A 15,496-nucleotide genomic window follows, 5' to 3' on the forward strand; every position below is an offset into this window, starting at 1 on the left:
CGAAAACAGGAGACCTCATGGCGGCCGACGTTACCTATCCAGCCGCTGCGGCGGCGGGCGTGCTCTCTTTCCTCAGCCCTTGCGTGCTGCCTTTGGTGCCGCCCTATCTCACCTTCATCGCGGGCGCGAGCCTCGAGGAGCTGACCCACGCCGGCAAATCGCGCGCGCGGCGCGACGTGCTCATCGCTTCGCTTCTGTTCGTCGCCGGCTTCTCGACGGTCTTCGTTGCGCTCGGCGCGACGGCGAGCGTGTTCGGCAAAGTGCTGCGCGCCAATCTGGAAATTTTGTCGATCGCCGCCGGCGTCGCCATCATCCTCATGGGCCTGCACTTCCTCGGCGTGTTCAAGATCGGCCTGCTCTATCGCGAGAAGCGCCTAGAGGTCGGCCGTCCGGTCGGGCGTCTCGGCGCCTATGTCATGGGCCTCGCCTTCGCCTTCGGCTGGACGCCCTGCATCGGGCCGATACTGGCCGCCATTCTCGCCGTCGCCGGCTCGCAGGAGACTGTCGCCAAAGGCGCCGCTCTGCTCGGCGTCTATTCCGCCGGTCTCGGCCTTCCTTTCCTCGGCGCCGCGGCGGCGATGGGGCCGTTCATGGGCTTCATGCAGAAGTTCAAGAAGCATTTCGGCAAGGTGGAGAAGGTCGTCGGCGCGCTGCTGGTGCTCACGGGACTCGCCTTCCTCACCGGCGGAATGCAGAGCTTCTCCTTCTGGCTGCTGCAGACCTTTCCGGGTCTCGCGAATTTCGGATGATCGCCCATGTCACAGCGCATCGATGAAAATCTCTTCACCGGGCCGATCGGCGCCGAATATCGCATGCTCGAGCTCATCTGCCCCAATGCGGCTCTGCTCGCCCGCCGCGTGGCGGAGCGCGTCGCGCATTGGCATGAGGGCGTCGCGCTCGAGGTATTGGAGATCGGCTGCGGCACGGGCGTGAGCACGCTTCCCTTGCTCGCCGGACGCGACGATCTGCACGTCACCGCGATCGACAGCGCCGCCAAAATGCTGGATCAGGCGCGCTCGCATCTCGCGGATTTCGTCGTCGCAGGCCGCGTGCAATTCGTCGAGGCCGACGCGCTGGCCTATCTTCGCGGCCTGCCCGCAGCGAGCGTCGACGTCGTCTCCTCCAATTACGCCGTGCATAATTTCCTCGACGATTATCGTCGGGAATTTCTCGCGGAGATTTTCCGCGTGCTGAAGCCGGGCGGCATTTTCGTCAATGGCGACCGCTATGCGATGGACGATCGCGCCGCGCATCTCTCCGCCACCCAGGCGGAGGTGCGCAGTTGGTTCCAAAAGCTCGGGACGATCGGCCGCTATGATCTGCTCGAGGATTGGGTCGCGCATCTCTTCAGCGACGAATCGCCCGAGCATGTGATGTATCTGGCGCCGGCGCTGGAGCGCATGACGGCGGCAGGCTTCGCCGATGTTCGCATCGAATATCGCGAAGGCGTGGACACGTTGCTGACCGCGGTCAAGCCGTAACTTGTCCTAGAAAAGAAAAACGCCGGACGTACCTCCGGCCCGGCGTTAGAGCCCGCGGCGGCGTGTAGCCGTCGTTTGCTCTTCGTCACAACTAGCGCCGCGCTATGACTGGACAATGACAAGAGCGCGGCAATCCTATGATTGTCGCGCGCGCGTTTTGCCGTGGGGCAGGGTGACGCACGGCCGAGGCGGCTGCAACGTCGCTGATGCCAAGACCGCGCTCTTACGGGTCTCTCGCCACGCCGATATCGGCTTCGGCTCCACCGACCGCAGGGCGACGGCTCGCTTCGGCGATCGACACGCGGCGCGCGATCTCCCGAGGAGAAATGCGATCCGCCCGGGACCGGAGACTTCGGCGCTGATCGATTTGCAATCTGGAAGAGAAGCCCGTCACTCCCGAACCGCAAGCTCCCGGGCGTCCGCGAGAGCCTTCGCGGCGAGGCCGATCACCGCGAAGGCGGCGAGGATGAGGATCGCGGTGTCCAGCCGCGACGGGCCGTCGTACGCCATCTCGTCGACGCCCGTGACCCGCGCCACGAAGGGCCATGCCGCCATGAGGATGCGAAACTCGCTCGGGCCGAGGCCGATATAGGCCATCGGCCGCGCATGATGCACGATCGTGCGAACGTAATTATAGGCCGAGAACAGCAGATAGCAGACCAGAATGACGAAGGCCGATTGGAGCGACAGGAACGGTGAGGCGCCGAACGTCACGATCAGCAGGATGTGCGACAAGAGATCATTCGTTTGGCCGAAGACTTCGAGCTTCCGATTGGTCTCGTTCCGGCTGCGCGCGAGCGGCCCGTCGAGCGCCATTCCGAGCCAATTAAGGGCTATTCCGGCGACGAAGACCGGCAGCCACGCGGGCGACCAGCGGCAGCCGATGAGCGCCGCCGCGGCGATGACGGCGCCGATGACGCCGACCTTGGTCAGGCGCTGCGGCGTCACTGATGCGGGCAGCGCCGAGAGGATCGCGTCCGTGAGCTTTTGCTCGCTCGCGGCGAAAAAGCTCCGATCGAATTGCGGGCTATGATGACTGAAGAGATACGCCACGCTTCACTCCGTCTCTTTTTGCAGTCGCCGCTTTGCCTCGTCCGTCTCGTCCTCTGACGCGATTCTTCAGAAAGTGAATCCGACCTGCAACAGGCCCTTGGTGTGGCGGTCATAGGCCGTCGCGCCGCTGTTGGTCCCATAGGTGTGGGCGGCCTGCGCCTTCAGAACAAGCAGGCTGCCGCCGCCTATGTCATAGGTCGCGTAATAGCCGACGCCGACGTCATTAACGCCCGTGTAGCTGCGCTGCGTCGTCGTGTAGGAGCCGTTCTCCAGCCAGACGCCGCCTATATCGGTGAAGACGCCGAGCGCATGACGATAATTCTCGATCTGCGGCAGCGCATATTTCAATTCCGGCGTCACGATATAGCCGCTGTCGCCGGCGAGGCCTTCGTCGAAAGAGCGCACGCCCCAGAAGCCGCCGAGGCTGAATTGCTCGCTGGTGTCGAGATTGCCATAGAGCGCCTTTTGCGCGCGAAGATAGGTCGACAGCGAGAATTTCTCATCTAGCGCGATAGTCGCATTCACCGAGAGATTGATGCGATAGAAATTGCCGACCGTATCGGCGCCGGAACGGTTCTGAATCTTCTGCGTGACGTCGAGATAATTCACATAGCCGGAGGTGAAGGAGAGCGTCGAGCTCGTCGCCAGCGGCAGGCCGAAGAAATCCTGCGCCGTGTCGCGCGTCACGCCGAGCGTGCCGAGCGCGATGTTGCGATTGGCGGTCGATGTGTCGGCGATTTTGTCGTTCAGCCATTTGTGGGTGAAATTCGCAAAGAGCGAGATGCTCTCCTCGCGCTGACGGATCAGCGCATAGCTCAGCGTGGCGGTGAGCGCATAGGCGCTGCCGGTGGCGTCGAGATCCTTATAGGCGCCTCCGAGCGCGTAAGTCGTGCGATAGGCGCCGATCTCGGCGCGCAGACCATCCGGCCCGAGCGGGAAGGAATAAGCGACGCGGCCATTGGCGAGCGCGGCGCGTTCGGAGACGATTGCGGAGCCGGACAGTCGATCGCCGAAGCCGAGCGGGGAATTGATGTTGAAGCCGCCGTTCAGACGATCGCGGCCCGTGTAGGGCGAGCCGAAATTATCGCCGAGCAGATAGCCTTCTATGCGCTTTCCTTCCGGCACGGCGAATTGAAAATCCGACGTCTCTTGCGCCTTGCCGGGCGAGACCACGATGCGCGGCACGCCGGCTCCGGGGAGATCGGAGACGAGCAGCAGCGCGCGTTCGAGCGCGTCCTTGTGGATCAGCGCTTCGTCCTCGAGCGCCGTGTCGACGACGCCTTGCAGAAAGCCCGTGTCGACGGCGGAGGAATTCTTGACGAGCACGCTGCCATATTTTCCGACGACGAGCTTGATCTTCAAGGAGCCGCTGCGGGCGTCTTGCGCCGGCACATAGGCCTTGGCGACGAGATAGCCCTTGGCGCGATAGAGCAGAGTGACCTTGTCGGCGGCGCCATAAATATCGCCGAGCGTGAGCTTGCGGCCTTCATAGGGTGCGAGAATTTCGCGCAGCTCGGGCTCTGGAACGAGCAGCGGACCTTCGACCACAAAGTGTTTGACGAAGAGCGTTTCCTTGCTGGCGAGGGTGAAGCGCGGCTCGGCGAGCTGCGGCAGCACGGGCGCCGCTCTCTCGCGTGGCGGCGGCGCCTGGCGGGCGTCATCGGCCTCGCGGACGGCGGCGCCGACGTTGTAGGGCAGCACCGGAGCGGGGGCGCTCTGCGCGAAGGCCTGGGGCGCGGCGAGAGCGAGGACTTGCGCGGCGGCGCAGGAGAGGAGCAGACGGCGGAAATACATTTGAGGATCGACCTTTCTGGTCCTGTGCGTCTTATTGGGCCTTCGGGGCGGGCGCGGAATTCTTGCCGTCTGTCCCGAGGTCGAAATGCTGGCCGTCGACGTCGATGCTGCGAATACGCGCGCCATAGCCCGCGCCGCGGGCGGCCGGCTTGTGCGAGGCCGCCGGCGTTGCAGCGGCTACATGGCGTGGACGCGCCCGAGCGGCAGGCGCAGATGTCGTCGCCGGCTCTTCGCCTTGCATGCTGTCGCTAATAGAGGGCGCGGCGGCAGAGGCGACGGCATTCTTGCCCGCTGCGGTCGACGCCGCGAGCTTTGTCTGCTTCGCGGATGACTCGACGGCGGCGCTAGAGGTCACATTGCCCGCGGCGAACGCCGATTGCCGCGTCTGCGCGAGTTGCGCAGCGGCCTGCGCGGCGGCGCGCGCCTCCGCCTTTGCGTCGCGATATGTGCTGTTGACGATTTTGCCCTGATTATTCCCGATCAAATCCGACGGTCCAGAACGCTGGACCACGCTTCCTGTCGCTGAGGAATTCGCGACAGTGCCGGATCTGTTGAAGCCGATCAGTCCGCCGACCCAACTGGAACTCGGTGCGGTCACATCGCCGGTGGACTGAAGACTCGTGACATTGCCGGCATTGAGGCCAATTCCACCGCCGACGCTGGAGACGCCATAGCTGCTGAAGCCATTGTCGAGCGTCACGGTCACATTGCCGCTGGTCAGGCCGCCGGTAACGGTTCCCGTGTTGTATCCTATCAGCCCGCCATAACCAGAGCCATTGTCGGATGTGGCCCACGTCACATTCACATTCGTGGAAGATGTGACGTCCTTGACCGTGCCGGCATTGTTCCAGCCGATCAATCCACCGACGTAATTGGCGCTCGTGACATTCAATGTGCCTGCAGCGGAAGAAGTGGACACCGAACCCGTATTGGAGCCAACCAATCCACCGATGTAGTTGGCCGGCGTGATTGTGCCGATCGCATTGGCGGTGGGCGTGACCGTCACGACTTCATTGGCGTAGGAGTTTGTGATGGCGCCGCCATTGGAGCCCGTCAGCCCTCCGATGGAACTCAGGCTCACGCCTGTCGCGGTGACGGTCCCGATCGCGTAGGAGTTAGAAATCGTAGCTGTCGTGCCAAAATTATTGCCGGCAAGCCCGCCGATACTCGTGCCAGTGCCATAAACGCTGCCGCTAAAATAGGAGTTGGTGATAGAGCCCCTCTGATTGATCCCGACCACGCCGCCGACATTGTTATCGCCTGACACAGTGCCCGTGACATAGACATTGCTGATCGAGCCATAACTCCGGCCGGCCAGGCCGCCTATTGGCCCGGCGCCGGAAATATTGACATTCGTCAGCCCGAGATCGCGAACAGTAGCTGTGGTGATGCTGGATGAGCCGAGCACTCCGATCAGTCCATCAAATCCGCCGCCGGAGGTGTCCTTGATCGTCAAATTATTAATGACATGGCCAAGTCCGGCCAGAGTGCCCGTGAGGGAACTGATGACTGCTGTCGAGTAGGTCTTGCCGGACAAGTCCAGATCCTGCGCGAGCGCGTAAGAACCAGAGCCGCTGACGGCCGCGAGACCGCTAGCGTCGTGAATGAGCGTATAAGACTTGCCATTGATATTCAGGCTCGCGCTGGCCCCGCTCAGCGTCACCGAGGCGCCGCTCGCAATGCTGTATTTCGTCCCTGACGTCGCGCTGCCCGCGGACGCATAGTTGCCGTAATTCAGCACGAGGCCAGCGCTCGCGCCCGTCGCGGTGATCGAGGCGTTGATATTGATGTTGTTCGTCGCATTCAGCGTCAGGATCGTATTGCCGGACCAGCTCACCGCGCTGTTGACATTGATGTTGCCATCCGCGCCGCTGCCGCTCGTCGACCACAGGGCGATATTATTGCTCGCCAGCAGGCTGCCGAGCAGCGTTCCCGTGATATCGCCGTTCGTCCCGATGGTGAAGCCGTCTGGATCGATGATCCATGTTCCCGTGTCGCCGGTCGAGGAGGCCGTCGTCACGACCGCGCTGTCGGCGATCGTCACCTTGTCGCCCGAGGTCTCGATCGTGCCGCCCTTGCCGCCATTGGGCGCGGAGGCGTCCAGCGTGCCGGAGACCTTGGTCGTGCCGCCGGAAGCCAGCAGCTTGATCTTGCCGATCTTCACGCTTCCCGTGGATGAGGAGCCGCCGGTCAGATCGGCGAGCGTGCGCGCCTGGATGACGCCGCTATTGTTCACCTGCGCCGAGAGAACCGCGTCGGCGGCCTTGGCGGTCAACACCACATTGCCGCCGTCGGCCTGGATCAGCCCTTTGTTCTCGACGAGCGCGTCATAGGTTCCCTTGTCGATCGTCACATCGAGCAGGGAATCGCCGCTGAAATTGAGCGTGATCGCATCGCCGGAGGCGAGCGCGATCGTTCCCAATTTGGCGTTGATCGTCCCTTCGTTGGAAACCGTCTTGCCGAGCAGGGCGACATAGCCGCCATCGGCGGCGTTGATCGTTCCCTTATTGACGACGGAGGCGGCGGAGGAGCCCGAGAATGTGTAATTCCCGGCCATGAAATTGGAGTTGGAGATATCCAGCGTCGAGGCGACGAGGCCGCCGACATTCACCTGGGCGTCCTTGGTGAACATAATGCCATTGGAATTGATGATGAACACCTTGCCATTGGCGTTGAGCGCGCCGGCGATGATGCTCTGCTCATTGCCGATGACCCGGTTGAGCGTAACGGCGAGTGAGGACGGCTGGAGGAAATTGACCGTCTGACCGAGGCCGATGGAGAAGCTCTGCCAATTGATGATGGCCCGATTGGTCGACTGAACGACATTGGTGACGTTGGTCGTGGAGGAGATGGTCGCCGCGCCGTCGACGACGACGCCGCCGGTCGGATTGGCGAGCGCGAAGCTGGGCAGGGCGAGGACTGCGGCGATCGCCGTCGTGGCGGAGAAAACGGCCCGCAGGAGAGGACGTCGGGAGGGTCGCGAGACCGAATTGCGCAGGCGGGCTTCGATATTCGGTCTCAAGTCGCGGCTCAAGCGCATAAAATCCCCCTCGTTCCCAATGCGAGCCGAATTGAATGCAAGCAGTCTCCGAGCATCGGTCCCGACGCTTCGTGGCGCTTTCAGGAATCTTCAACCGGCTTGGGCGTAACCTTAATTGCATTTACATTACGGTCCGCTGATTTTGCAATGCCAAAAAATGTGAAGATCAGCCTATTTTTATCGCAAATCAGCCCTGAAATAGATCGGAAACAACACCCTCCATATTATAACTTCGGGAGTCGGCTCGGCGTCGTGCCGCTCGCCTAATCACGGATTTCCACGTCTCTCCGAATACCGGCGAGATCATCGCGGCGGCGGCCCGGACCATGCCCATTTCGACGACCCGCCGAAGCGGGCATGGCGCCGGCCATATTTTCGATCCAGCGCCATCCGCGGATCTCGAGCTGCCGCCTCGCTGAGTTCGCCGAACCAGCTCATGCGCGCCGGCAACAAACAGTGGGGCCGGAGCACGTTGCGGAAATTTGGACGACAGAAATTCCTCGAATTCTCGGCGGCGGCGAGGGCTCGAACGCGTCGATTTGCTGCTCGAGCGGCGCGTCTAGACTGCGAGGCGCGGAAAGATCGCGCGATCCCCAGCTCGGCGCCTATCGCCCATGGCGCGCCAGTTGCGCGGCCGGTCGTCCCCGAGTTCTTGCCGACGATCGAGGAAGCTGAATTTGCGCGGGCACAACAGCCCCGCGCGTCGACGGCGCGTCGCCGTATCGTTATATTGTCGAGTTACATATTTATTGTCTTGACAGCCGAAGGCATGTGAATTCTATTTATTGACGGGCCTCGGCTAGGGGGCGCCTCCACGAATGTCAAGATAACAACTTCTATATTTTACCTCGCGAACCAGGAGGCGTCCTGTTTGGCGTGGCTGGTGTTTTGCCTAGAGAAGGACTGGATCATGTCGATAACCAAGTTTACTAAGCTGACATCTGCGGTGTTCGCGGCGGTTCTGACGTCGTATTCGTCCGCCAACGCGACGACGATAGCGATCTACACGGCTGCGAACTTCAATGGCACTCTGAGCGCATTGATCTCCAAATATCAGGCGACGATCGACGCCACCGCGGCGTTTACAGTGACCTCGGGCGCGACGGCGACCTTGGAAAGCAATATCATCAGTCTCGGGAACACCGGCACCGGGCAGGCGGATCTTTTCTTTTCGGCGGACGCATCGCATGCGGAAGCCGTGGAGAACTACAACTCTCCCAATCACACGTTGGTTGTGCCCTACACGAGCTCGCCGCTCCAATATTCTTGGAGATATGCGCAAGGCTATCTGGTCTTGTGGTCGAATAACGGCACGAACGTCAGCGGCGGGCTACCAAATCCGTTCAACGCCAATTTCGTGATCGCCGATCCGACCACGGCGCCCTACGGCACTGCGGCCCAACAGTTGATGAGTGGGTCTCCCTGGTACTACAGCTCCACGATCCCGGGAGGCTATGTCCATACGGCGAGCACGATTGGGACGACATTCACTGCGGTCCAAAATGGGACTTATGCCTATGGATTCGTGGCGGCGTCGCAGGTCTGCACCTACGACCCGAACACCAGCACGAAAACCTATACCAACGGCGGCTCCAACGGAGCTTACCCTTATAACTCGGGCTACAGCGACATCATTCAGAAAGCTGTCAAGATCAATCGAACGACCCGCACGACCGCGGAATCGAATCTTTTGGATGATTTTGTGAGCTTCTTGAGCAGCACGGATGCGCAGAACATCATCCTTTCCTACTGCTACACGATCCCGACGCCGTGAAGGCGCTATGGCGGCGATGATGAATTTGACGAATTCGTCACGATAGATCGCCGACCTCTCGATCTCAGCGGTGTGACCTAATTCGTGGAAATTAGCTATATTTGCGCCGCCGCGACCGATATCGGTCGCGGCGGCGCATACGGCTTATCCATACGGCGTGGATTCGCGCGCGCTCCCGCACCAAAATTCCGAGCATGAGCCGGCTCGGGAGGAAATACAGAGGTGCGTTCTCGCCTGGCTGTCGGCAAAATTCTCGGCCATGAAAAACCTTTTTCGATTCCAGTGCCGAGCCGAGCGGACGCCGTTAAAAAAACGCCGTCGAGGTTAGCCGATATTTGTTCAATCGGCGCTCGATACGGAAACCGCAATTCGAAACGCCAGATCCGTTCGTTCGGCACACGGCGCAGGTTCACTTCCGGATCTTCGTCGTGTCGGCCCCCGTCACAACCATAGGCGCGCTGCGTATCATGTCGAGGCGGGATCGGAATTCTTCCGCGACGCCCTGTGCGTCCAGCGAATCGCGGATGATACGCGGCTTGATGAAGATGATGATCTCAGAGCGGTCTTTGTTCCGGGTCGTGCTGCCGAACAGATCGCCGAGATAGGCGAGATGCCGAAGGCCCGGAATGCCGTCCTTGGTGTTGTTCTCTTGCTCGCTGATGAGGCCGCCGAGCAGCACGGTCTGCCCGCTTGCGACCGAGACCGTCGAATGCACGCGCCGCTGGGAGATCGTCGGAGTGAGGCTCGTGTTTACCGGATTGGAAATCTCCTGCTCGACCTCGAGCTGCACGACGCCATTGGCGTGCACATGCGGCCACACTTTCAGAATGACGCCGGTATCGCGCATCTGAATCGTGTTGACAACTGTGTTCGAGGTCGACAGCACCGTCGCCGATCCTGTGGAAATCGGCACCTCCTGGCCGACTTGCAGCAGCGCCGGCTGATTGTCCGAGACGACGAGAGATGGCGAGGACAGCACTTTGACGCTGGTCAACGTCGTCAGCGCATTCAGCACCACATGTGGCTGCGCTTCCGGCCCCAGCAGAAGATTGAAGCCGGGCAGCACCCTCTGGAGGACGAGGTTCGATACGGCGTCGACCGTGGAGTTCGAAGAGGAGGAGCTCGATGACGTAGCCGCCGCGGCGGTCGTTCCGTTGGTCAAGGAGCCGTTGGCTCTCGAAGCGTTTCCAAGATAATATTGCACGCCATATTGAAGATCGTCGTTCAGTGTGACTTCGGCGACGGTCGCCTCGATCGAGACCTGCATCTGCGGCTTGTCGAGCGCCCGCAAGGATCGTTCGATCACGAGATAATCGTCCTGGTTCGAGAAGACGATGATCGAGTTGTTGGCGCTGTCGGCGGTTATGCGCACATTCTGGAACACTCCTTTCGGAAGCGCGCCGGAGGAGCCGACGCCATCGCCCTTCGCCTCGACATCAGCGTTCTTTTGTTCGGCGAAACTGCCGAAAGCCGAGGCGATCTGATTGCCATTGTTCGCCCCGGCGGCGGAGCCGTTCTGTTGACCGTTCGCTCCGCCTTGCGTTCCGTTCGCCGATGCGCCGCCGCCTCCCCCGAAACTGCTGCCAGTCGAAAGCTGATCGAGCTTGGATTGCGCGGCGCTGGTTCCCGGCGCAAGTTGGGTTGCCGCCGAATCCGTCGCCGAACCAGCGCCTTTGCCGACGAAAATCTCGTTCAATATCTTCGCGACCCGTGTCGCATTGCCATTGGCGAGCTGGTAGACGCGCACAGTCGATCCACTCATATCGGAGCGATCGAGGCGATGCAGCCAGAGCGTCGCCCGCTCGAGCAGCTTCGGACTGCGGGTCACGATGAGGACGGCGTTCATCCTCGCCATGGGCTGAAACGAGATCGTGCCGGCTCCTTGTCCACTTTCGCCCGTGTCGAATATGCGTTCGAGCTCGCGAACGATATTGTCGGGAGAGACGGACTTCAGCGGATAGATGCCAACGGATCGGTTGCGCAGCCACTCGACGTCGAAACTGGAGACCATATCGACAACGGCTCGACGCTCGCTCGAAGTCCCCTGGACCATAATGAAATTGCGGGCCGTGTCCGCGCGGATTGCGCCGCCGCGCGCGAGAAAATTCTCCGCCGTTTTGGCGAGCATCGCGGCGGATGTGTAGCGGAGCGGGATGATGGTGACGCCAAATCCCGGCTGGCCAGCCCCGAGCGTCACCGAGCCCGCGCCATTCGCCTCCGCCAAAGGAACGATGCGGAGGAGCCGGCCATCATGAAGGATTGCGGCGTTCGACATACGAATCACGTTTTCGAATGTCGGCAAAACATCCTTGCGGGCAATAGGGCCTGCGGAGACGATGGTGATCGCGCCATGGACGCGAGGGTCGACGCTGAAGTCCAGACCGAGCGTGTCGCCGAGCAAGGCTTTGGCGACCGCCTGAATCTCGATCTGATCGAAATTGATCTCGATGTCTTCACCGCGCGACGTTATGCCGGGCGGGGCCGGCGCCGCTTCGCCGGGAGAGCGCTTCGGCGAAGCGTCCGACGCGCCGGGAAAGAGAAGAGGCTGCCCGGCTCGCTTGTCGAGGCTCGAGCGCCCCGTGTTCGTCGTCGGGAAATAGGCGGAGAAGTCTTTGGTTCGTGCAGCGTCGACGCTGTCTCCGGGGCCGATCCCTAGCAATTGCTCGGATGACGAGCATCCCTGCAAGGTCGTTGCGAACGCCAAGACCAGGAGCGTCCATTTGATCGGCGAGCCCGATGGGCGCCGATACGTCCGATGCCAAAACTTACAGGCCACTCCACGCACTCCGATACAATTATATAGACCGTTTACATATCAAAACGAAGCCGCGATATTTGTGGGTCAAAAGCCGACATTTGCAAGATTCGCGCCTCCAATTCACTTGCATATCGGCTATAGCGCTGTATAAATAAAAACACGCACGAAAGCAAGAATGTCGCGTTCCTCGATGATGTGTGCCCGATGTCTCGCGAGGCGTTTTTCGAATATCTCGTCAGCAAAGGCGGGCTGAGTGAAGCCAACGCGCTGGACGCCGCGTGGCGCGCCAATGGCGGCGACGCCGGCGGCGAATTCGACTGGGCGAGCGCGACAAAACTATCCGCGTCCGCCTTCGCCGACGCGCTCGCTGAATTCTATTCCTGCAAGCGCGTCGCGCGTGGCGGACTTGCCGGTCTGACTTTTGGCGGCGCGCCGCTGTCGCCGCGCTTTCTCAAGGACGCGCGCCTGTTTCCTTTTATGGGCGACGATGAGCTGATGCTCGCCGTCGCCGCGCCGCTCGACGAGGAAATACGCTCCGCTGTGGAGATCGCGCTCGGACGCAGCGCGCGCATCGTCGTCGCGATGGCGGAGGAGATCGACGCGGCGCTCGGCTCGATACAGGATCACGCGACGTCGGAGCCCACGCAGGCGGCGCATGCCGAAGCAGCTTCCGACGATCTCGATGATCTTCGCGATCTCGCGCGCGGAGCGCCTGTCGTGCGGGCGCTCGACGATCTGCTTCGTCTCGCGGTCGAGCAGCGCGCGACCGACCTTCACATCGAGCCTTTCGCGAGCGCCTTGCAGGTGCGGATTCGAGTGGACGGACTATTGAAGCCGGCGCCTGCGCCGCCGGCCAGCATGGCCAAGGGCCTGCTCTCACGCCTCAAGATCATGGCCGGGCTGAACATCACCGAGCGCCGGCTTCCCCAGGACGGGCGGGCGCGCATCAACATCGGCGGCGCGGAAATCGATCTGCGCGTCGCGACCTCTCCCAATCTCTACGGCGAGGGAGCGGTGGTGCGTCTGCTGCGCAAAGGGGCAGGGGTGGTCGCCCTCGACGAGCTCGGCCTATCGGAGCGCGACGGCGGAATTTTACGGCGAACGCTGCAAGCGCCTTTCGGCATGATCATCGTCACCGGGCCGACCGGCTCTGGAAAGACGACGACGCTCGCCGCTTCGCTCTCCGAGATCAATGAGCCGACACGAAAGATCCTGACCGTCGAGGATCCGGTCGAATATCAAATTCCCGGCGTCAACCAGATGCAGGTCCATCCGGGCATCGGCCTCACTTTCGCGGCGGCGCTGCGCTCTTTTCTGCGCCAGGACCCGGACGTGATCATGGTCGGCGAGATGCGTGATGCGGAAACCGCTCATATAGGCGTCCATGCGGCGCTCACCGGTCATCTCGTGCTGACGACTTTGCACACGAATACGGCCGCGGGCGCGATCACGCGCCTTATCGATATGGGCGTCGAGAGCTTTCTGCTCGCTTCCTGTGTTCGGGCCGTCGTCGGCCAGCGCCTCGTTCGCATTTTGTGCCAGGATTGCAAACAATCCCACGAGCTGACTTGCGACGATCTCGCGGCGGACGCGCGCTACGCCTCGCTCGGCTTCGTGGAAGGCGAGACTTTGTATCGCCCCAAGGGGTGCGAATGGTGCAATTTCACCGGCTTTCGCGGACGCAAAGGCGTCTTCGAGGTCATCGAAGCGTCCGCCGCGCTTCGCGAGGCCATCGGGCCGAAGGTGGACGCGCATGAATTAGAAAAGGTCGCGAAGCGCGAAGGCATGACGTCGATGACGGACGACGGAGTCGCCAAATGCCGCTCTGGCCTCACGACGATCGACGAGATTTTCCGCGTCACCATGAGCTTGTGAAATCATGCCCCAGTTTCGCTATCGCGCAGTGACGCAGGCAGGAGAAATGGTCTCCGGCGAGGTCGAAGCGGCGACGCGCGAAGAGGTGCTGCGCCGCATCGAATATCTCGGCCATCTGCCGATAGACGCAGAGATCGCTTCGAAAAAGGTCATCGGCGGGGGAGCCGGCGGCACGCGCCCACCCGCGCGCGACGTCACCATTTTTCTCAGGCAATTGGCGCTGCTCGTCGGCGCCGGCCTCACGCTGGACGCGGCGTTGCAGACTCTCGCGGAGGATGCGACCAAGCCGATTCAGCGCTTTGCGATAGGGCTGCGATCGATGATATCCTCGGGCGACAGTTTCGCCGAAGCGCTGGAGCGGCATCCCCACATCGTCGATCCGGCCTATGTCGCCATGGCCCGCGCGGGCGAAGCCTCCGGCAAGCTGCAAGCCGTGCTCGGGGCCATCGTCGAGGATCGCGTGCGGCGTGAAGCGCTCTCGGAACGGGTCGGCTCGGCCATCCGCTACCCTTTGTTTCTCATAGGGGCGGCGCTGCTGGTTCTGTTCTTCTTTCTTCTGTATGTCGTGCCACAATTCGAGCCCGTGTTTCACGACCTCGGCGATCGCCTCAATGGTGGAATCGCCTTCGTTCTGGATGTGTCCGCCTGGCTGCACGCCAACCTTTATCCCTTTCTCGCCGCGTGCGCGGCGATCTCGCTCTTTCTCTTTTACGTCTTCTCGAGACCGGAGGCGCGCGCCGCGCTCGTCTCCGCTATCGCGCGCATTCCGGGCGTCGCAGGCCCCATGCAGGATTGGCGCACGACGCGCGTCGTCGGCGCTCTGGGACTCCTTCTCGGCAATGGCGTGCCCTTGCCGACGACGCTGAAGATCCTGCGCGATATCGTCGTCGAGCCGCAGGCCGTCGCGGCGATCGACAGGATTCATGAGCAGGTGCGCAGCGGGCGCCGCTTCGCCGAGGCTCTCGCCGAGACGGCGCTGCTGCCGCCGCTCGCCGTGCGCATGCTGCGCATCGGGGAGGAAACCGGGGACCTGCCCGCGATCGCCGCGCATGCGACCCAATTCTACGAGCAACGGCTCGGCGCCGGCCTCGATCGGCTCATGGGGGCGATCGGTCCGGCAGCTATCATCGTCGTCAGCATCCTCGTCGGGGCCCTCGTCGTCTCGATCATGAGCGCCCTCCTCAGCATAACGGACCTCGCCAAATGACAAACGCCCTCCCGCCGAGCCTCGGCCGCCGTCGTCCCTCACGCGGCGGGAGGGCCGGTTACACTCTGGTGGAGATGTTGGTCGTCCTGACCATCATCAGCCTGATCATCGGCCTCGTCGGCCCGCGTGTGCTGAACTATCTGGGCGAATCGCGCGTAAAGACGGCGCATCTGCAAATCGAGAGCTTCGCCTCGGCCCTCGACCTCTTCTTCATAGACGCGGGCCGCTATCCCTCCTCCTCCGAAGGGCTCGCCGCGCTGGTGGAACGCCCGAGCGGCGTGGACATCTGGAACGGGCCCTATGTGAAAGGCGGGCGGCTGCCCAATGATCCATGGGGAAAGCCCTATATCTACCGCTTCCCCGTCGATCATGCGCCGCCTTACGAAATCAGCTCGCTCGGTTCGGATGGACAAGAGGGCGGCGTCGGCGCGGCGGCGGATATTTCCAATGTCGAGCGCTGATCGCCAGGATTATCGCGGGGAAGGCCGGAAGTCTCGCGTTCACGCCGAGAAGC

10 protein-coding genes are annotated in these 15,496 nt (G+C 62.1%); 6 read left to right on the plus strand and 4 right to left on the minus strand.

All coding sequences use genetic code 11. The features are described from left to right. The first annotated feature begins 17 nt into the window (after positions 1-17). The gene (locus tag METLW4_RS0101490; protein WP_018264429.1) at positions 18-749 is read left to right on the plus strand and encodes a cytochrome c biogenesis CcdA family protein; all 732 of its coding nucleotides are present in this window, start codon (positions 18-20) and stop codon (positions 747-749) included. Positions 750-755: 6 nt separating this feature from the next. Then, on the plus strand, positions 756-1,481 hold the full coding sequence (locus METLW4_RS0101495) for a class I SAM-dependent methyltransferase (RefSeq protein WP_018264430.1): 726 nt from the start codon (positions 756-758) through the stop codon (positions 1,479-1,481). Positions 1,482-1,871: 390 nt separating this feature from the next. Here METLW4_RS0101495 and METLW4_RS0101500 read toward each other — a convergent pair whose 3' ends face one another. The 3 genes from METLW4_RS0101500 to METLW4_RS0101510 form a co-directional block, all read right to left on the minus strand. After that, positions 1,872-2,534, minus strand: a complete 663-nt coding sequence (locus tag METLW4_RS0101500) for a CDP-alcohol phosphatidyltransferase family protein (protein WP_018264431.1) — start codon at positions 2,532-2,534, stop codon at positions 1,872-1,874. A 66-nt stretch (positions 2,535-2,600) separates the two neighbouring features. After that, positions 2,601-4,328: a ShlB/FhaC/HecB family hemolysin secretion/activation protein gene (locus tag METLW4_RS0101505; RefSeq protein ID WP_018264432.1), complete on the minus strand. Its 1,728-nt coding sequence runs from the start codon at positions 4,326-4,328 to the stop codon at positions 2,601-2,603. 31 nt (positions 4,329-4,359) lie between these two features. Continuing rightward, positions 4,360-7,350: a beta strand repeat-containing protein gene (locus METLW4_RS0101510; protein WP_245258390.1), complete on the minus strand. Its 2,991-nt coding sequence runs from the start codon at positions 7,348-7,350 to the stop codon at positions 4,360-4,362. A 928-nt stretch (positions 7,351-8,278) separates the two neighbouring features. Between METLW4_RS0101510 and METLW4_RS0101520 the strand changes: the two genes are divergently transcribed. Next, positions 8,279-9,142 carry a substrate-binding domain-containing protein gene (locus tag METLW4_RS0101520; RefSeq protein ID WP_157234754.1) on the plus strand — a complete coding sequence of 288 codons (864 nt, stop codon included), beginning with the start codon at positions 8,279-8,281 and terminating at the stop codon, positions 9,140-9,142. A 409-nt stretch (positions 9,143-9,551) separates the two neighbouring features. Here the strand turns inward: METLW4_RS0101520 and gspD are convergent, their stop codons facing one another. After that, positions 9,552-11,846: a type II secretion system secretin GspD gene (gene gspD / locus METLW4_RS0101525; protein WP_245258391.1), complete on the minus strand. Its 2,295-nt coding sequence runs from the start codon at positions 11,844-11,846 to the stop codon at positions 9,552-9,554. A 258-nt stretch (positions 11,847-12,104) separates the two neighbouring features. Here gspD and METLW4_RS0101530 point away from each other — a divergent pair, with 258 nt between their 5' ends. Genes METLW4_RS0101530 through gspG form a run of 3 tightly spaced genes read left to right on the plus strand, consistent with a single transcriptional unit; the run spans position 12,105 to position 15,443 of the window. Next, a complete protein-coding gene (locus METLW4_RS0101530; RefSeq protein ID WP_018264437.1) occupies positions 12,105-13,775 on the plus strand; it encodes a GspE/PulE family protein in 1,671 nt (556 codons plus the stop codon). 4 nt (positions 13,776-13,779) lie between these two features. Beyond that, a complete protein-coding gene (locus METLW4_RS0101535) occupies positions 13,780-14,982 on the plus strand; it encodes a type II secretion system F family protein (protein WP_026191164.1) in 1,203 nt (400 codons plus the stop codon). Continuing rightward, positions 14,979-15,443, plus strand: a complete 465-nt coding sequence (gene gspG / locus METLW4_RS0101540; RefSeq protein WP_026191165.1) for a type II secretion system major pseudopilin GspG — start codon at positions 14,979-14,981, stop codon at positions 15,441-15,443. Before METLW4_RS0101535 ends, gspG begins: the two co-directional genes overlap by 4 nt. Positions 15,444-15,496 lie beyond the last annotated feature (53 nt).

Origin of the sequence: Methylosinus sp. LW4 (assembly GCF_000379125.1) — a bacterium.
Lineage (GTDB): Bacteria > Pseudomonadota > Alphaproteobacteria > Rhizobiales > Beijerinckiaceae > Methylosinus.

Excerpts from the sequence above, each read along its gene's own strand:
- METLW4_RS0101530 (WP_018264437.1), top strand. The coding sequence starts at position 12,105 with ATGTCTCGCGAGGCGTTTTTCGAATATCTCGTCAGCAAAGGCGGGCTG.
- gspG (WP_026191165.1), top strand. The coding sequence starts at position 14,979 with ATGACAAACGCCCTCCCGCCGAGCCTCGGCCGCCGTCGTCCCTCACGC.
- METLW4_RS0101490 (WP_018264429.1), top strand. The coding sequence starts at position 18 with ATGGCGGCCGACGTTACCTATCCAGCCGCTGCGGCGGCGGGCGTGCTC.
- METLW4_RS0101495 (WP_018264430.1), top strand. The coding sequence starts at position 756 with ATGTCACAGCGCATCGATGAAAATCTCTTCACCGGGCCGATCGGCGCC.
- METLW4_RS0101520 (WP_157234754.1), top strand. The coding sequence starts at position 8,279 with ATGTCGATAACCAAGTTTACTAAGCTGACATCTGCGGTGTTCGCGGCG.
- METLW4_RS0101535 (WP_026191164.1), top strand. The coding sequence starts at position 13,780 with ATGCCCCAGTTTCGCTATCGCGCAGTGACGCAGGCAGGAGAAATGGTC.
- METLW4_RS0101505 (WP_018264432.1), bottom strand. The coding sequence starts at position 4,328 with ATGTATTTCCGCCGTCTGCTCCTCTCCTGCGCCGCCGCGCAAGTCCTC.